The organism is Sphingomonas sp. DMC8 (genome assembly GCF_056314185.1).
The window spans coordinates 74,166-91,993 of the sequence record NZ_JBQUYV010000009.1 but is presented as its reverse complement, the minus strand read 5'-3'; the positions used below and the strand labels follow the sequence as shown (position 1 = coordinate 91,993).

At 67.2% G+C, this 17,828-nt stretch carries 16 protein-coding genes; 9 read left to right on the top strand and 7 right to left on the bottom strand.

Annotation, left to right across the window (positions count from 1 at the left end):
- The first annotated feature begins 17 nt into the window (after nt 1-17).
- Nucleotides 18-1,133, top strand: a complete 1,116-nt coding sequence (dapE, locus tag ACT53K_RS17250; protein WP_476229953.1) for a succinyl-diaminopimelate desuccinylase — start codon at nt 18-20, stop codon at nt 1,131-1,133.
- On the opposite strand, the gene ACT53K_RS17245 is transcribed toward dapE, so the two are convergent.
- From ACT53K_RS17245 to ACT53K_RS17230, 4 genes are all read right to left on the bottom strand, one after another.
- Nucleotides 1,130-2,818, bottom strand: a complete 1,689-nt coding sequence (locus ACT53K_RS17245; protein WP_476229952.1) for a putative bifunctional diguanylate cyclase/phosphodiesterase — start codon at nt 2,816-2,818, stop codon at nt 1,130-1,132. The genes dapE and ACT53K_RS17245 overlap by 4 nt on opposite strands.
- 73 nt (nt 2,819-2,891) lie before the next feature.
- A complete protein-coding gene (locus tag ACT53K_RS17240; protein ID WP_476229951.1) occupies nt 2,892-3,512 on the bottom strand; it encodes a Smr/MutS family protein in 621 nt (206 codons plus the stop codon).
- Entirely contained in the window at nt 3,509-4,843 is a 1,335-nt protein-coding gene (mltA, locus tag ACT53K_RS17235; RefSeq protein ID WP_476229950.1) for a murein transglycosylase A, read from the bottom strand. Before mltA ends, ACT53K_RS17240 begins: the two co-directional genes overlap by 4 nt.
- Nucleotides 4,844-4,851: 8 nt before the next feature.
- Nucleotides 4,852-5,472: a Tim44/TimA family putative adaptor protein gene (locus tag ACT53K_RS17230; protein ID WP_476230011.1), complete on the bottom strand. Its 621-nt coding sequence runs from the start codon at nt 5,470-5,472 to the stop codon at nt 4,852-4,854.
- 184 nt (nt 5,473-5,656) lie between these two features.
- Between ACT53K_RS17230 and secB the strand changes: the two genes are divergently transcribed.
- From secB to trpS, 3 genes are all read left to right on the top strand, one after another.
- The gene (gene secB / locus ACT53K_RS17225) at nt 5,657-6,163 is read left to right on the top strand and encodes a protein-export chaperone SecB (RefSeq protein ID WP_476229949.1); all 507 of its coding nucleotides are present in this window, start codon (nt 5,657-5,659) and stop codon (nt 6,161-6,163) included.
- Nucleotides 6,164-6,371: 208 nt separating this feature from the next.
- A complete protein-coding gene (gene murJ / locus ACT53K_RS17220) occupies nt 6,372-7,940 on the top strand; it encodes a murein biosynthesis integral membrane protein MurJ (protein WP_476229948.1) in 1,569 nt (522 codons plus the stop codon).
- Nucleotides 7,941-8,077: 137 nt separating this feature from the next.
- Entirely contained in the window at nt 8,078-9,067 is a 990-nt protein-coding gene (gene trpS / locus ACT53K_RS17215) for a tryptophan--tRNA ligase (protein ID WP_476229947.1), read from the top strand.
- A gap of 141 nt (nt 9,068-9,208) precedes the next feature.
- On the opposite strand, the gene dnaA is transcribed toward trpS, so the two are convergent.
- From dnaA to mutM, 3 genes are all read right to left on the bottom strand, one after another.
- Nucleotides 9,209-10,546 carry a chromosomal replication initiator protein DnaA gene (gene dnaA, locus ACT53K_RS17210; RefSeq protein WP_476229946.1) on the bottom strand — a complete coding sequence of 446 codons (1,338 nt, stop codon included), beginning with the start codon at nt 10,544-10,546 and terminating at the stop codon, nt 9,209-9,211.
- 460 nt (nt 10,547-11,006) lie between these two features.
- Nucleotides 11,007-11,270 carry a 30S ribosomal protein S20 gene (gene rpsT / locus ACT53K_RS17205; RefSeq protein ID WP_476229945.1) on the bottom strand — a complete coding sequence of 88 codons (264 nt, stop codon included), beginning with the start codon at nt 11,268-11,270 and terminating at the stop codon, nt 11,007-11,009.
- A gap of 96 nt (nt 11,271-11,366) precedes the next feature.
- A complete protein-coding gene (mutM, locus tag ACT53K_RS17200; protein ID WP_476229944.1) occupies nt 11,367-12,176 on the bottom strand; it encodes a bifunctional DNA-formamidopyrimidine glycosylase/DNA-(apurinic or apyrimidinic site) lyase in 810 nt (269 codons plus the stop codon).
- Between the two features lie 99 nt (nt 12,177-12,275).
- On the opposite strand from mutM, the gene ACT53K_RS17195 reads away from it, so the two are divergent.
- From ACT53K_RS17195 to ACT53K_RS17175, 5 genes are all read left to right on the top strand, one after another.
- Nucleotides 12,276-13,007 (top strand): class I SAM-dependent methyltransferase, encoded by a 732-nt coding sequence (locus ACT53K_RS17195; RefSeq protein WP_476229943.1) that lies wholly within the window; start codon nt 12,276-12,278, stop codon nt 13,005-13,007.
- 98 nt (nt 13,008-13,105) lie between these two features.
- Nucleotides 13,106-14,638 carry a 2-polyprenylphenol 6-hydroxylase gene (gene ubiB, locus ACT53K_RS17190; protein WP_476229942.1) on the top strand — a complete coding sequence of 511 codons (1,533 nt, stop codon included), beginning with the start codon at nt 13,106-13,108 and terminating at the stop codon, nt 14,636-14,638.
- A gap of 43 nt (nt 14,639-14,681) precedes the next feature.
- Complete coding sequence (locus ACT53K_RS17185; RefSeq protein ID WP_476229941.1) at nt 14,682-15,848, top strand: hypothetical protein; 1,167 nt, start codon at nt 14,682-14,684, stop codon at nt 15,846-15,848.
- Nucleotides 15,845-17,017, top strand: coding sequence for a bifunctional phosphopantothenoylcysteine decarboxylase/phosphopantothenate--cysteine ligase CoaBC (gene coaBC / locus ACT53K_RS17180; protein ID WP_476229940.1), 1,173 nt, complete (start codon nt 15,845-15,847; stop codon nt 17,015-17,017). The genes ACT53K_RS17185 and coaBC overlap by 4 nt, the downstream gene beginning before the upstream one ends.
- Nucleotides 17,007-17,828 (top strand): alpha/beta hydrolase, encoded by an 822-nt coding sequence (locus ACT53K_RS17175; protein ID WP_476229939.1) that lies wholly within the window; start codon nt 17,007-17,009, stop codon nt 17,826-17,828. Before coaBC ends, ACT53K_RS17175 begins: the two co-directional genes overlap by 11 nt.

Sequence of the window (17,828 nt, the reverse complement as noted above, 5' to 3'; positions counted from 1 at the left end):
AGCCTGTTGGAGGAACTGTGCCCGACGTCGTCGAACTTACCAAGGCCTTGATTTCGGCCGAAAGCATCACCCCGGCGCGTGGCGCGGTGTTCGATGTGCTCGAATCGGCGCTGGTACCGCTGGGGTTCCGGGTCGAGCGGTTCGTGGAGGGCGAGGCGCCCGACGGGCCGGTCGAAAATCTGCTGGCGGTGCGCGGCGAAGGCGGCACGCATTTCGCCTTTGCCGGGCATCTGGACGTGGTGCCGCCGGGCGAGGGCTGGACGAGTGGCGCCTTTGCCCCCGACGTGCGCGGCGACCTGCTCTATGGTCGCGGCGCGGTGGACATGAAGGGGGCGATCGCCGCCTTTGTCGCCGCCGCCGCGCAGGTGCCGGCGACGGGCACGACCAGCCTGATCATCACCGGCGACGAGGAAGGGCCGGCGACCTGGGGCACGCCGAAGCTGATCGAGCGGATGGCCGAGCGCGGGCTGAAGCCGGACATATGCCTAGTCGGCGAGCCGACTTCCGCCCACCGGCTGGGCGACACGATCAAGATCGGGCGGCGCGGATCGACGGTGATCGACATCGCGGTAATCGGGCGGCAGGGGCATGTCGCCTATCCGCACCTCGCCGACAATCCGGTGCCCCGGCTGGTCCGCGCGCTGGCCGAGATCGACGCGATCGAGCTCGATCAGGGCAATGCCTGGTTCCAGCCGTCGAACATCGAAGTGATCGATCTGGCCGTCGGCAACAAGGCGACCAACGTCATCCCCGGCCGCGCCGCCGCGCGGCTTAGCATCCGCTTCAACGATCAGCAGCGCGGTAGCGATCTGATCGCGCGGATCGAGGAAATAGTCCGCCGCCATGCGCCGGAATCAGAAGTGCATGGCCGGGTTTATGGCGAAGCGTTCCTGACAACGCCGGGAGCATTGTCACAACTGGTGAGCGACGCGATCGAGGCGCGGCTGGGCGTGACGCCGGAGCTCTCCACCACAGGGGGCACGTCCGACGCGCGGTTCCTCTCGCGCCTCTGCCCCGTGGTGGAATTCGGGTTGCTTAACGCGACAATGCACAAGCTCGACGAGGCAGTTGCGCTCGCCGACCTGCACGCGCTGACCGAGGTCTATGCCGAAATTTTGAAACGGGTGGGCTAGGCCGGCAGGCCGACGATGGCGCGGCGCGGCGCCATTTCGCGTGCCCAGGCTAGGAAATCCCCCTCGCCCATCGGCTGGCCCAGCGCATAGCCCTGCAGCACATCGCAGCCGATGACGCGCAGCACGGCGACCTGCGCCTCGGTCTCGATACCTTCGGCGACGGCTTCGCAGCCCAGGCCATGGACCAGCCCGATCACGGCCTGGGCAATGGTCCGCGCTTCAGGGTCTTCGGCGACACGCTCGATCACGCTGCGGTCCAGCTTCACCCGGTCGACCGGCAAGTCGCGCAGGCGCGCCAGATTGGAATAGCCGGTGCCGAAATCGTCGATCGCGATGCTGGCGCCATCGGTGCGGAGCGCGGCGATCGCTTCGATCACTTCCTCCGAGCAATGCATTGCCAGCGTCTCGCTGATTTCCAGCTCGAGCAGATGCGCGGGCGCCTCCGCCGTCAGCATTGCCTCGCGAAGGCGGCGGAAGAAGGTTGCGTGGTCGAGCTGGCGCGGGCTGATGTTCACCGCCAGCCGCTGTTCGATGCCAAGCCGGCCCCAGCGCGAAATGGTTTCGGCGACACGATTGACCACCCATTCGCCGATCTCGACGATCAGCCCGGTTTCTTCCGCGCGCTGGATGAAGGCACCGGGCAGCCGCACCCCTTCCGGATGCTGCCAGCGGAGCAGCGCCTCGGCGCCGACGATGCGGCCGTCATTGGCGGCAATCTGCGGCTGGAAGGCGAGGATGAACTGGTCCTTCTCCACCGCGACGCGCAGGTCGCTTTCCAGCCGGGCGCGCTCGGCCATCCGCTCGGCCAGTGTTTCAGTGAAATGCTCGACCCGGCCGCGCCCCTGCGCCTTGGCATGGTACATGGCAGCGTCGGCGGCGCGCATCAGGTCGTGGAGCGTCGTGCCATGGTCCGGCCGCACCGCAATGCCCACCGAGGCGCCAATCGAGACTTCCTGCTCGGCAAGGTCGAACGGTTCGGACAGGGCGAACAATATGCCGCGCCCGATCCGCTCCGCCTCGCGCGGGTCGGCCAGGTCGGGGAAGAACATGGTGAACTCGTCGCCCGCCAGACGGCCGATCAGCGGCAGGCGGCTGGTGCCCTCCGCCGCAAAGCGATCGGCCACCGCACGCAGACGGTTCGCAACCATACCGAGCAGCACATCGCCGGTCGCATGGCCCAACGTGTCGTTCACCGCCTTGAAGCGGTCGAGATCGATGAAATAGAGCACCGCGCGATGGCCCTGCGGCAGCTCGGCCAGGATCCGTTCGGCACCGCGACGGAAATTGGGGCGGTTGGCAAGGCCGGTAACGGTATCGAACATCGCCAGCCGCTGCACGCTTTCGAGATTGCCGTGCAACTGGCGGAAAAGCCCGTCCATCGCGTGCGCCAGCGGTGGCACCGCTTCGCGGACGGTCTGCGGCACCGGGCTCTGCAGGTCGCCATTGGCCGCGCCGGACAGCCGCTCGATCGCAACATCGAGCGCCGATGCCGTCGCCGCTAGCGCGCGTTCGGCCGAGGCCCAGCTCAGGACGCCGCAGACGATCGCCGCGATCAGCGCGCGGCCCAGCGAATCGAGGCTGGGCACATGGCCACCCGACGCGGCAATGAGGGCGAGGATAAAGGCCACCGCCCCTGCGCATATCGCAAATACGATTGCGCGGTTCCTGAGCGAAAAGCCCTCCACCAGTGTCCGCTCCGAATCCCCATCCAGCCGGCAGGCAATGCCCGTTTGAGAGAGGAGATTTCGCAGACAGAAGTTAAGAAATTGGCAAGCCCGGTCCGCGCGGCCGGCGCAGCACGATATACAGCGCGCCCGCCCCGCCATGGCGCGGATGTGCCTGGCGTACCGCCGCAATGCGATCGGCATGGCGCGAAGCAGCCAGCCAGTCCCCCACTGCCGCGCGGATGGCGCCACGGGCATGCGGCCGCTCGGATTCGGGCCGGGGTGGCTTGCCGGTAACGAGCAGCAGCACCCGGTCGCCCCGCGCAATCGCCGCCGCCAGCCCGGCATCGAGCCGGTCATAGGCGGAATGCAGACTGTGCCCGTGCAGGTCGATGGCGCTTTCGGGCGCGACCAGCCCGCGTGACAGGCGGCGATCCCAGCCGGCGTCGAGCGTCCGCCGCTCGAACGTATCGGCCGCAGGGGTGGTAAGCGTCACCGTCGGGCGCGGCGGTCGGACGGGTACGAGCTTGCCCGGCGCGAGCGCGACCGGTCTGGCGCGCGGCGCTGCGTTGGCACTCGGCTCGGGCGGCGCCGGAACCGGCGCATCCAGGGACTTCGGCGCAGGGCGCGCATGGAGCGGCGTGACACTGGCAATCACGCGCTGCCACAGCGCCGATTCCTCGGGCGCCAGGGTGCGGCGCCCGCGCCCGCTCATGGCTGTGCGGCGGGTTGCGTCAGCCGGGCAAAGGTTCCTCTGGGCACCAGCAGCCAGGCGGTGCCGTGCGCGGCCATGCCGCCGGCGATTGCCCGCGCCTCCTCGCCCGCGCCCCAGAAGGTATCGATGCGGTTGGCGCCCTTGATCGCACCGCCGGTATCCTGCGCCACCCACAGCCCGGTCGCGTCGGTGCGGTCCATCGACAGGAACAAAGGCGCGCCCAGCGGCACGAACTTGGGATCGGCCGCCACGCTGGCCCAACCCGCCACCGGCACGCCCATCGCGCCGAGCGGCCCCGCGCCGGTCAGTTCCTTGAAGAAGACGAAGCTCTTGTTCTCGCGCATGATCGCGCGGCCTTCCTCTGGATGCGCGCGAATCCAGGCCATGATGCCCTGCATCGATGCCTGGCCGGGGGCGAGGAGGCCGCGATCGCGCATGACCCGGCCGATGCCGGTATAATCGCGGCCGTTCTGGCCGGCATAGCCGATCCGCATCACGCCGCCGCCGGGCAGCTTGAGCCGGCCCGAGCCCTGCACCTGCAGGAAGAATATCTCGACCGGGTCCGCCGCCCAGCCGATCACCGGCGCGCGACCTTCGATCGCGCCCTGCTCGATCTGGGCGCGATCATAATAAGGAACGAAGCTGCGACCATCGACCCGGCCGCGGATATGCTTGCCCTTCAGATCGTCGGAGAACAGGCCCAGATCGACGTCAACCAGATCGCTCGGCAGGCCATAAATGGGCACGTCATAGCCGGGGCGATGGTCGCGTGAACCGGCAATCTCCGGCTCATAATAGCCGGTGGCGAAAGCGGCGCCGTCGGCGACCTGCAGCGTTTCGAAATGTTCGTTGAAAAACCGCACAGCATCTTCGGTGGGCCAGCTCGTGGCGACCGTGCAGGCATCGGCCCAGTCGGCGGGCCGCGTAAGGCCTGTCGCATCCGGGCGACGCACCAGTCCGGGGCAGCTCAGGCGGAACGCCATCAGCGCCCGCGCGGCATTATCCTCGCCGATGGGCAACGTGTCGACCGCCGGACCGGCGATCACGCCGGCGGCCCGTGCGGTCGTGGCGCCCGCCGGGACTGGCGCAGCAGGGAGTGCCGGGAGCGGCTTGGCACCCACCGGCTGACGCGCGGGCAAGTTACGCGGCGTTTCCGGCAGCGCGGCGGAACCATCGGCGCGCGGCGTGGATTCCGGCGCCGGCCGCACTGGCGCGGGCCGGGGACGTGGCGGCGCCTCGGGCGGGGTCCGCGATCCCGGCGCGGGAGGAACGATGCCGCCAGAACAGGCGCCCAGCAGCGCAGCGAGCGCAATTACCCCCCAGTGGCGCATCAAATCCCTCAGGCTTCGTCGGTTTCGACCAGCTTCCAGTTCGGATCGTCGCTACGCAGGTTGCGCGCAAAGGTCCACAGGTCATGCGTGGTGACCGCGTCGGTCAGCGAGCCGGCGACAACATTGCCATCCTGGTCGCGCGTTACAGCGGCGATGTCGGCATCAAAGCGCACGACAACCCGCGCCACCCGGCCTTCCACCGAGGCATCGACGATGGACGCACGCTCGATGGCGACCAGCCGGTTGTCGAGCACATGGCCCTTTGCCTTGCGGTCGGCGATCGCCTCGCCAAACGCGGCGCGCACATCCTCATCGGCCAGCCAGGTAAGCGTGTCTTCGTCGCCCTTCCAGAACGCCTCGAGGATCATCTTGTAGGCGGACTTGGCGCCTTCCACGAACTGGGCGACGTCGAAACCCGAATCGGCCGCCACCACGGCACGCAGGCCAGTTTCAGCGCCAGCCTCGACCGCGCGGCTCGCTGGTTCGCGCAAATCGGACACCGCGTCGATCGTCCGCGCGACCGGCGACGCGACGATGCGCTCTTCGGCCGGTTTGGGCAGCGGCTGCTCATGCCCGGTGCGCTTGCCGAGAACGGCATAGAGTCGCAGCGCGAGAAAGCCTGCCACCATCGCGAACAAAATGACGTAAAACACGGGCCCTCCAAAGCCTCCAAGCGTCTCACATAAGCGTTCGGGACGCAGGTTTCAAATCGGGCATCCCACGTACGATTGCATGGCCGGCATGTGCCTGCTACTCGCCTGCCCGGTAACGCGCCCAGGGCGCGAAATTATCCGGAAAAAAGAGGAAAGTTCGATGGCCGAGAACGACACCTTCGCCGATATCGGCGAAACTGCCGCCAATGGCGCTGACACTGCGCCGCAGGCGGGCGTTCTGTCGCAATATGTGAAGGATCTTTCGTTCGAGAACCCGAACGCCCCGGCCATCTACCAGCAGCAGACGCCGCCTGCGATCGACGTGCAGTTCAACATCGGCTCGTCGAAGGTTGCCGATGACGTGTACGAAGTCGTGCTGAAGATCGAAGTCCGCGCCCAGGCCGGCGAGCAGGTCGCGTTCCTGGTCGACCTCTCCTATGCGGGCCTGTTCGCGCTCCGCAACATCCCGGCCGAAGCGCTGGACCCGTTCCTGCTCGGCGAAGCGCCGCGCATCCTGTTCCCCTTCGCCCGCCGCGTGCTGGCCGATCAGGTCCGCGACGGCGGCTTCCCGCCGCTGATGCTGGAGCCGATCGATTTCGCCGGCATCTATATGCAGCAGCGCGCGCAGCAGGAAGGCGAACTTGCCGCACCGGCGGGCAACGCCTGATCGGTTCCGGGGAGCGCCTGCCCTTGCAAGCACCGGTGCGCTCCCCAGCCTCCCAAAGCATCGTCATTCCCGCGAAGGCGGGAATCCATTGGTGGGAACGCTTCGGTTCTTGCCGTGAGTGCGCCGGCAAATGGATCCCCGCCTTCGCGGGGAGGACGGGAGGACGGGCTGCGGCACGTCCTCTTCTTTCCACGATGGCGATCTATCGATGAAGCTCGTGCGCAGCCTGGGTTCGGTAGGTGGTCTCACGCTTGCCAGCCGCATCCTCGCGCTGGTCCGCGACTCGCTCCAGGCGCGTTACGTCGGCGCCAATTTCGCGTCGGACGCCTTTCTCGTCGCGTTCCGCCTGCCCAACATGTTCCGCGCCTTTTTCGCGGAGGGCGCGTTCGCATCGGCCTTCATCCCGATGTTCAACCGCAAGCTGGGTGTGGACGGCGAGCGCGGCGCGGCGTTCGACTTTGCCGAGCGCACCCTGTCGGTGCTGTTCGTCTTTCTGCTCGCGATGACGCTGGCGGCGCTGGCCGCGGCATGGCCGCTGACGGCACTGCTTTCCGGCGGCTTCGCCAAACAGCATCCGACGCATGAACAGTTCGCCTTTGCGGTACAGCTTTCGCGGATCACCATCCCCTATCTGATGCTGATCTGCCTCGCCTCGCTGCTGGGCGGCATCCTCAATTCGCTCGACAAATTCTGGGTCAACGCCGCCGCGCCGATCCTGCTCAATATCGCGATGGTGGTGGCGCTGTTCGCGTTCCACGGCACGCCCGAGGAAACCGCGCGGGTACAGGCGATTGCCGTTCCCGTCGGCGGGCTGATGCAATTGCTGTGGCTTGCCGCTGCATGCCGCGCCTCGGGCGTGTCGCTCAAGCCCCGCCTGCCCCGGCTAGACCCCGAAGTGCGTGAGCTGATGAAGCTGATCCTGCCCGCGGCAGTCGGTGCCGGCGCAGTGCAGATCAACCTGCTGATCTCCACCGCCCTGTCAGGCAAGCTGCTCGGCAAGGGATCGATTTCGTTCATCTATTATGCCGACCGGGTGAACCAGCTCCCGCTTGGCCTGATCGGCATCGGGCTGGGCACGATCCTGCTGCCCACCATCACCCGGCTGCTCACCGCCGGCCGCGATACCGAAGCGATGGAGACGCAGAATCGCGGCATGGAACTGGCGCTGTTCCTCACCCTGCCCGCAATGATCGCGCTGATCGTCGCCGCCGAGCCGATCATTCGCGGGCTGTTCCAATATGGCCATTTCACCCCGCAGGACACGGTGAGCTGCGCGCTGGCACTGGCCGGCTTTTCGATCGGCCTGCCCTCTTATGTGCTGGTAAAGGTGCTGACTCCCGGCTTTTACGCGCGGCACGACACGAAGACGCCGGTGCGGTTCGCGATGATTTCAGTCGCGGTGAACATCGCCGCCAATCTCGCACTCATCCCGCTGATCGCGCATCTCGGGCCGCCACTCGCCACGGCGCTCTCTTCCACCGTCAACGTGACGATGCTGTATCTCACGCTGCGCAAGCGCGGCCATTTCATCGTCGATACCCAGTTGCGCCGCCGGGTGCCGCGGCTTGCGCTGGCCGCCGTGGTAATGGGCGTGGCACTGTGGGCCGGCGACGGGCTGCTCGACCCGTGGCTGAACGGCCGCATCTGGGAGCGCTATGCGGGCCTCGTGCTGCTGGTCGGCGCCGGTTGCGCGATCTATGTCGCCGCCTGTTTTGCCACCCGCGCCTTTCTGCTTTCGGATCTCAAGGCGCTGCTCTCGCGCCGTGCTGCGCGCTGATCCGGTTTCCCTTCGTCGCAAGCTGCTCTACAGCGCCCGCGTCCTGGCAATTCGCGCGGCCCTAGCACCCCCGCTGCCCATGGACCCGCGGCCGGTCCAACGGCCGAACGGTCAACCGGGTGCGGAGTGAACATGTCATGCGCGTCGTTTCCGGCATCCAGACCACCGGCAACCTTCACCTCGGCAATTATCTGGGCGCCATCAAGCAGTGGGTCGCGATGCAGGATCAGGGCGAATGCCTGTTCTTCCTCGCCGATCTCCACGCCCTCACCGGTACGGTGACTCCGCAGGAACTCGCCAACTCGACGATCGAGATGGCCGCCACGCTGTTTGCCGCGGGAATCGACGATCGCTCGATCCTGTTCAACCAGGCGCGCGTGCCCGCCCATGCCGAACTGTGCTGGATCCTGCAGGGCACCGCACGGATGGGCTGGCTCAACCGCATGACGCAGTGGAAGGACAAGGCGGGGAAGAATCGCGACGGCGCCAGCGTCGGGCTGTTCACCTATCCGGTTCTCCAGGCGGCCGATATTCTCGTCTATCAGGCGACGCATGTGCCGGTGGGCGAAGACCAGAAGCAGCATCTCGAACTGACCCGCGACATCGCGACGAAGTTCAACCAGGATTTCGGCGTCGAGCTGTTCCCGCTGCCCGAGCCGCTGATTAGCAAGGCCGCGCCGCGGATCATGAGCCTGCGCGACGGCAATGCGAAAATGTCCAAGTCCGATCCCTCGGACCTGAGCCGCATCAACCTGATCGACGACAACGACACGATCGCCGCCAAGTGCCGCAAGGCCAAGACCGATCCCGAGCCGCTGCCCGATTCGTTCGATGCGCTTGCCGAGCGGCCCGAGGCGCGCAATCTGGTGACGATCTTCGCGGCGCTGGCCGATCGCGAGCCGCAATCGGTGGTCGAGGAATATGCCGGGCAAGGATTCGGCGCGTTCAAGCCGGCGCTGGCCGATCTGACGATTTCGGTGCTGGGACCGATTCGCGAGCGGCTGACGGCACTGCTGAATGACCGGGCCGAAGTGGGCGCCCAGCTTGCCAAGGGGGCCGCACGGGCCAGCGCGCTGGCGGCACCGACGCTCAAGGCCGCGCAGCAGGCGGTCGGGCTGCAGGTGTGATTGGGAGAGGCGGGGAGCATTCCCGTCACCCTCACCCTTCCCACCGCCTGCGGCGGCGGGCCCCTTCCCTCTCCCATTGGGAGAGGGAGGGAGGCGCGCAGCGCCGGAAGGGTGAGGGTGAGTGTTCGCTCCTTAAGGTAATTACCCCTCCAGCGTCCGCATCAGCGCGCGCACGGCGCCGTCGATCTCGACATCCTTCACGCGCAGATCCTCGATCCGCTTGACCGCGTGAATGACGGTCGAATGGTCGCGATTGCCGAACTTGCGGCCAATCTCCGGCAGCGACCGCGTCGTCAGCCGCTTGGCGAGATACATCGCGATCTGACGCGGGCGCGCGATCGCGACCGCGCGGCGCGCCGAGATAAGATCGAGCTGCTTGACTTCGAAATGCGCCGACACCGCGCGCTGAATCTCGTCGATCGTGATGCGGCGCTGGCTGGTGCGCAGCACTTCGCCCAGCACATTGTTGGCGAAATCGAGCGTGATCGTCTCGTTCGACAGATTGGCATAAGCCAGCAGCCGGTTGAGCGCCCCTTCCAGCTCGCGGACATTGGTGGTGATCCGCGCGGCCAGCATTTCAACCACTTCCGCCGGCATGTCGACGGCCGGCATGTCCTTCAGCTTGCGCGCGACGATCGCGCGGCGCAGGTCCAGCTCGGCTGGTTTGATGTCGGCGACGAGCCCGGCGCCGAGCCGCCCCGCCAGCCGCGGCTCAAAGCCTTCCAGCGCCTGCGGCGCGCGGTCGGCGGCGATCACCAGCCGTTTGCCGGCGCCCATGAACTCGTTGACCGTATGGAAGAATTCTTCCTGGGTCGCATCCTTGCCGCCGATGAACTGCAGATCGTCGATCATCAGCAGATCGACCGAACGCAGCCGCGCCTTGAACGCATGCGTGTCCTTGTTGCGCAGCGCCTGGACGAATTCGAACATGAAGCGCTCGCCGGTCGAATAGATCGCCGTCGCGCCGGGATTCGCATCGAGGAACGCATGGCCCAGCGCGTGCATCAGGTGCGTCTTGCCCTGGCCCGTGCCGGCATGGAGATAGAGCGGGCTGAACTGCGGCACGCCCGGCTGCGCCACGGCCCGCGCCGCGTTGAAGGCGACGCGGTTGGTAGAATCCACCACGAATCGCTCAAAGGTGAAGCGCGGGTCGAACAGCGGCCGTTCGGCGGCCGATCTGGTCTGTTCCACGCGCAGCTCCGGCGCCGGCTCCGCCTTGAGAACCCGGGCCGATTCGTCCGCGATGGTCTCTACCAGAACCGCGCGCACGCTGGGCAGCGTCGAGCGGAACTCGAGCAGCAGCCGGTCGGCATAGTGATTCTTCACCCACTGGGTAAGGAACGGCGAAGGCAGGCCCAGCCGCACGGTCAGCGAATCGCTGCCGTCGATCAGGACGACAGGTTTCAGCCACTGGTCAAACAGCCGCTGGCCGGCGGAACGGCGCAGGTTGGCACGCACATGCGCCCAGGCCTTCGCCACCGCTTCCCTATCATCACGATCCAGGGCCTGAACCTGATTCACGGTGACGCAACCCTCCTCCACGGGAAACGGTGTTCCCGCGCCATAAGCCAATCCGAAATGAGGCCCCGCACCACTGGTCATGCCCCCATGTGGGCGCAGGGCTCGCAAACCTTCCCGAACACGTCGTGCCGGGACCGTTGTTTTAGGTAGCCAGAACTGAGTCGATCAAGGGGGGAGCGCGTAAAGAATCTGAAATAGTTTAGTTGACAGAGCTAACCCCTAGATTTTCCGTGGGTTGCCCAATTTTACCAAATAATATCAGCGCCTTGCGATTAGTTCATCACTATAGATCGACACGACTCGTGGAATTCCGCGATTCGCTGGCGCAACGCCGATTCGGCACCAGAAAGCGTTTGATCCACGGCAAAAAGCCCCGCCGGAGGGCTCCGACGGGGCTAAAATTACGGATTCGTTACGTTTATGCGAGCGCTTGAAGACGCTTGTTGAGGCGCGAGAACTTCCGGGCCGCCGTGTTCTTGTGCAGCACGCCCTTGGCCACGCCGCGGGCCAGTTCCGGCTGCACTGCCGCCAGCGCCGCGGTTGCAGCAGCCTTGTCGCCCGATGCCAGCGCCGATTCGACCTTCTTCACGAAGGTGCGGATGCGGCCGACGCGCGCGCCATTGATTTCTGCGCGGCGTTCGTTGCGACGGATGCGCTTCTTCGCTTGCGGCGTATTCGCCATTCGGTCTTGTTCCTGCTCGAAATTGGGTGAGGCGCGGAAGCGAGCCCACGCCGGAAAGACGCGCCCCTTAACGGCTTGTGCGATTCGGGTCAACCATCAGCGCTGGCATTTCGGACACCAGAAGGTCGATCGCCCGCCATCCACCCGGCGCTGCACGGGGCGGCCGCAGCTGCACGCCTCCCCTTCCCGACCATAGACGCGCCATTCCTTCGCGAAATAGCCGAGTTCGCCATCGGGCCGCGCATAGTCGCGCAGGGTCGATCCGCCGGCGCGAATCGCAGCCTCCAGCACCTCGCGAATCGCCGCGACGAGCTTTTCCAGCCGTGCGCGCGTGATCGTGCCCGCAGCGCGGGTGGGGGCGATGCCGGAAAGGAACAGCGCCTCGCAGACATAGATATTGCCGAGCCCCGCGACGATTCGCTGGTCGAGCAGCAGCGCCTTTACCGGAGCGATTCGCCCCTCGAACGCCGCCGCCAGATGCGCTGCGTTGAAATCAGGCCCTAGCGGCTCCGGCCCAAGCGCCTTGAAGGCGGGCCAGTCGCCAAGTTCTGCCGTCGCCACCAGATCGATCGATCCGAACCTGCGAGGATCGTTGAGCGCCAGCCGGTGGCGCGCCGTCTCGATAATGACGTGATCGTGCTTGCCCAGCTCCGCCGGATCGATCCGCCAGCGGCCCGACATGCCCAGATGGAAGATGAGCGTATCGTCGCGATCGGTGGCGATCAGGCCATATTTGGCGCGGCGAGACAGGCCGGTGACGGTGGCACCGGTCAGCCGCTGGCCGAGATCGGCGGGAAAGGGCCGGCGCAGATCGGCGCGATTGAGCAGCACACGCTCGATTCGCTGGCCTTCCAGCACAGGGGCCAGGCCGCGAACGGTAGTTTCGACTTCGGGAAGCTCGGGCATTTGCCGGTAGAGCTAGGCATTGGAGGGCGGATTGTCACCCTTTGATCCTTCCCCCTCAGGCCCCTTGGTTTGCCCGGCGCACCCCGCTAAGGCACCTCCATGCCCGATACCGTCTCCTTCGGTTACGAAGATGTCGCCCCCGAGGAAAAGACCCGCCGCGTCGGCGAGGTGTTCTCGAACGTCGCCAGCAAATATGATCTGATGAACGACGCCATGTCGGGCGGGATGCACCGGCTGTGGAAGGACCGCTTCGTCCGCCGCGTGAAGCCGCGCGCCGATGAACACATCCTCGATATGGCGGGCGGCACCGGCGACATCGCCTTTCGCATGGCGAAGTCCGGCGCGGCGATCACCGTGGCCGACATCAATGCCGAAATGCTCGCCGTGGGCGTGGAGCGCGCGGCCGAGCGCGGGATCGACGGGCTGGTCTGGACCCAGGCCAATGCCGAGGAACTGCAATTTCCCGACCGCTTTTTCGACGCCTATACGATCGCATTCGGCATCCGCAACGTGACCGACATCCCCAAGGCGCTGCGTGAAGCGCACCGGGTGCTGAAGCGCGGCGGCCGGTTCTTCGTGCTCGAATTCTCCACCACCCAGTGGCCGGGTTTTGCCGAGGTGTACGACGCCTATTCGCACCATCTGGTGCCGAAGCTGGGCAAGCTCTTCGCGCGCGACGAAGAGAGCTATCGCTATCTGATCGAATCGATCCGCCGCTTCCCCGACATGCCCAGCTTTGAGCGGATGATCGCAGAAGCGGGCTTTGTGCGAACCCATGTCGAGCCGCTGCTCGGCGGGCTTGTCGCGATCCACAGCGGCTGGAAGATTTGATGGGGGTTCCCGTTCGATCCTCCCCGGCATGGGGAGGGCGGATCGCCACCGGCGCCACGTTCGTCCCCCTCCCGCTTGCGGGAGGGGAGTGAGGCCGCATGACTGCACCTGCCGTCCATCTCTGGCGCCTGCTGAAATGGGGCCGCATCCTCGCTCGCCACGGCGCCCTGCGCGGTATCGAGCGTGATGCCAACACCCCGCGTCCGGTGCGGCGCCTGGCCCGCATTGCCCGGTTCGGCGCGCGGGTGCCGGCCGTACCCGCCTATGCCGATGCGTTTCAGGCGATCGGCCCGGCTGCGATCAAGCTGGGGCAGACGCTCGCCACCCGCCCCGATCTGGTCGGCGAGGAGGCGGCGAACGATCTGCTCCGCCTGCAGGATGCGCTGCCGCCCGTGCCCTTCGATGTCATCCGTCAGCGGATCGAGTCGAGCCATGGCCGTCCGATCTCCGCGATGTTCGCCGAGATCGAGGAAGTCCCAATCGGCGCGGCCTCGATCGCGCAGGTCCATCGCGCCGTCACCACCGATGGCCGCCGCGTCGCGGTGAAAGTGCTCCGCCCCGGGATCGAGACGGAGTTTGCGCGCGCGATCGACACCTATGAATGGGCTGCCGCGCAGCTCGAGGCCTTTGGCGGCGAGGCGCGGCGCTTGCGCCCCCGCCTCGTCATCGAAAGCTTCAAGCGCTGGACCGCACGGGAACTCGATTTCCGCCGCGAAGCTGCCTCCGCCTCCGAACTTGCCGAGGGGATGACGGCAGAGCCGGACTTCATGGTGCCGGCGATCGACTGGCAGCGTACCACCGGCAAGGTGCTGACGCTCGAATGGATCGACGGCATCAAGCTGAGCGACCGCGAGGCGCTGCAACGTGCCGGCCACGACACCTCTGCGCTGGCGTCGAAGCTGATCAAGGCCTTTCTACGCCAGGCGATCGCCGAGGGCTTCTTCCATGCCGACATGCACCAGGGCAATCTGTTCGCGCTGGCAGACGGCCGCATCGCCGCGATCGACTTCGGCATCATGGGCCGGATCGACCGGCGCGCGCGGGTGTGGCTGGCGGAGATTCTCTACGGCCTGATCACCGGCAATTACCGGCGCGTCGCAGAAATCCATTTCGAGGCAGGCTATGTGCCGTCGCATCACAATGTCGCGGAATTCGCGACGGCGCTGCGCGCGGTAGGCGAGCCGATGCGCGGCCTGCCGGTCAAGGAAATGTCGATGGGCGGGATGCTCGACGGCCTTTTCTCGATCACCCGCGATTTCGACATGATGACGCAGCCGCACCTGCTGCTACTGCAAAAGACCATGGTGATGGTGGAAGGCGTCGCGCGTACGCTCGATCCCGACATCAACCTGTGGGACGTGTCCGCGCCGTTCGTACGCGAATGGCTTCGCACCGAACTGGGGCCGGAAGCGAAGGTCGCCGACCGACTGATCGAGGATCTGCGCACGCTTGCCCGGCTGCCCGAGCTGGTGCGCAATATCGAGCGCCGTTTCCCCTCGCCCGGTGGCGCGCCACCCGAGCCGCCCTTGCGCGAAATTCAGGTGGTGCGCGTCGGCGGCGGCTGGCGGTACGGAGCGGTCGCGATCCTGGCGGCACTGGCCGGGGCTGCGGCGACCTTTTTCCTGCTGTGAGGCATCGCGTGACGTGGCCCCGCGTCCGCGCTAGACGGCAGCCATGCGCCTGAGCCCTTCCCTGTCCCGCCGGTCGCAGCGACCGGCTGCGGGTGCGCCGCGAACGGGGTTCTGGACCGGCCAGACGAGTCGCTTTGCGTTGCTGTCGCGCAACCGGGCACGCCTTGCCCTGGTGGCGATCCTTCTGGTGCTGGGCGCCTGCCTTACTGCGCTCGCAGCACCGCTGCCGACCGGCGACGCGCCCGCCACCGCCGGCAATGCCGCCCAGCGCATGACCGATCTCGACCTCTATGGGCAGATCGTCTCTGCAGTGAAGGGCGGCGAAGGCTATTATGCTGCAGCGGCCCAGACGATGCGGGCCGGTGCCTATCCGCTGCGCCCCTTCCTGACGATGCGCATGCCGGTGCTGGCCGAGGTGCAGGCGGCGCTTCCCCTCTGGGGTGTGGACGCGCTGCTGATGTTGCTGGCGCTGACGACGGCACTTGCCTGGGCAATGCGACTGGGGCCCGCCGTGCCGCGCCTGTTGCCGCGCATCGCGCTTGCGCTGCTGCTGGCGGCATCGCTGGTCGTTTATTTCCAGCCGGGTCTCGCCGGTTTTCATGAGTTGTGGGCGGGGTTGCTCGTTGCACTGTCGCTGGCGCTGCGGCGGCCCGATCGTTGGACGACTGCCGTGGCGCTGGGGCTGGCTGCAATGCTGGTCCGCGAGACCGCCGCACTGTACGTGATAATCATGTCGGCCTTCGCCTGGGCCGAAGGCGCGCGACGTGAGGCGCTGGGGTGGTTGATGGCACTCTCCCTGTTCGCCGTGGCGCTCGCCTGCCACGCCTGGGCCGTCGCCGCCGTGACCGGGCCGCTGGACCCGAGTTCGCCGGGCTGGACCGGCTTGAACGGCGTCGGCTTTTTCATTCGCGCGCTGGTATCCGCAACCGCGCTACAGGCGCTTCCGCTTTGGGCCGCATCCGTGCTGGCCGGTCTCGCGGTGATCGGCTGGGCGAGCTGGAACGACGGCCTGGGGTTGCGGATGCTCGCGCTGCTCCTCGGCTATGGCGCCGCAATCGCGCTGTTCGCCCGGGCCGACAATTTCTACTGGGTACTGATGGTGGCGCCGGTGTCGCTGGTCGGGCTGCTGTTCGTGCCCGATGCGCTGCGCGACCTGTGGGTCCGCGCGCTCGACAGGCGGCGGATCACGATTACAACGGTGGTGCAGTGAAACGCATCCTTCTCATCGTCGGCGGCGGTATCGCCGCCTACAAGGCCTGCGAGCTGGTGCGGCTGTGCCGCAAGGCGGGCATTGGTGTCACCTGCGTGCTGACCGAAGGCGGCGAGCATTTCGTCACGCCGATGACGCTCGCGGCCCTGTCCGAAAATCAGGTCCACACGACGCTGTGGGATCTGAAGAACGAAACCGAGATGGGCCATATCCAGTTGAGCCGCGAGGCCGATCTGGTGGTGGTTGCGCCCGCCACGGCCGACCTGCTGGCGCGCATGGCGGGCGGGCTGGCAAATGACCTCGCCACAACCTTGCTGCTCGCCACTGACAAGCCGGTGCTTGCCGCGCCGGCGATGAACGTGCGGATGTGGCAGCACCCCGCCACCCGCCGCAACGTGGCGCAGCTTCGCGCCGAGGGCATCATGGTGCTGGAGCCCGACGAAGGGCCGATGGCGTGCGGGGAATATGGCCCCGGCCGCCTGCCCGAGCCGGAGGCGATCCTCGCCGCGATCGAGCAGGCGCTCGCGCCCGTGCCGCAGCGCCTCGCCGGCCGCCACATCCTCGTCACCGCCGGCCCGACGCACGAGCCGATCGACCCGGTCCGCTACATCGCCAATCGCTCGTCGGGCAAACAGGGCTTTGCCATTGCCGGCGCGCTGGCACGGCTGGGCGCGCGCGTGACGCTGGTGGCTGGACCGGTAACGCTGCCCACGCCCGCCGGCGTGACGCGCATCGACGTGGAAACCGCACGCGAGATGGCGGCGGCAGTCGATGCCGCCCTTCCCGCCGACGCCGCCGTGATGGTCGCCGCCGTTGCTGACTGGCACGTCGAAGCCCGGCCGCAGAAGATCAAGAAGAGCGAACAGGCGCCGACGCTGGCGCTGGCCGAAAATCCCGACATTCTCGCCACGCTGGGCCGAAGCGCGAACCGCCCGTCTCTGCTGGTGGGATTTGCCGCCGAAACCGAACAGGTCGTCGATCATGCCGTCGCGAAAAGGACTCGCAAGAACGCCGACTGGATTGTCGCCAACGATGTTTCGGGCGATGTGATGGGGGGTGAAGCCAACGCCATCCATCTCGTCACGGCAGAAGGCGTCGAACATTGGGATCGGCTGCCGAAAGAGGAAGTCGCCCGCCGCCTCGCCGAACGGATTGCCGATGCACTGTAAGACCCCCGCCTTGCTCGCCGCGCTGGCTTTGCTCGCCGGCTGCGCTGCCGACCGCGCCGCCGCGCCGTCGCTTGCCAGCGCCCATGCTCCCCTGCCGCTGCACGCCGCCACCTATGGCACGGCACCGCGCGGCGGGCTGCGCACGCTGGTGGTCGTGCTCAACGGCGACGGCGATCCGGCCGCACGCAGCGACCATTATCGTTTTGCCGAAAGCGTGTCGCACGCCGTGCCCGGCAGCGTCGCCGTCGCGCTGCTTCGCCCGGGCTATGCCGATACCGCCGGCAACCGCTCCCCCGGCGAGCGCGGGACCGATACTGGTGATAATTACACGCCCGAGCGGCTGGGCGTGGTGGCAGATGCGCTCGCCAAGCTGCGCCGCCGCTATCCGCATGCGCGAGTGATCCTGGTCGGCGAATCCGGTGGCGCCGCGATGGCCGCGGACCTGGCCGGCATCCGCCCCGATCTGGTCGACGGCATGGTGCTCGCCGGCTGCCCCTGCGCGCTGCCCGAGTGGCGCGCGGCGATGCAGAAGCAGCAGGCGCGGCAGGGATGGGACGCCCCCGTTACCAGCCTCGATCCGCTGAAGACGGCAGGTGGCCTGCTGCCGCGCCTGCGCGCGGCCGTGCTGGTCGGTTCCGACGACAAGGTGACGCCGGCGTCGCTCTCGCGCGCTTATGCCGAAGCACTTGCGCTGCGCGGCATCGCCACCGATTTCCGCATCGTGCCGGGTCGCGGCCACGACCTGCTCAACGATCCCGAAGTGCTCGCCGCCACCGTCAGGTTGGCCGCTGCGCTGCCGATGAAAGGCTGA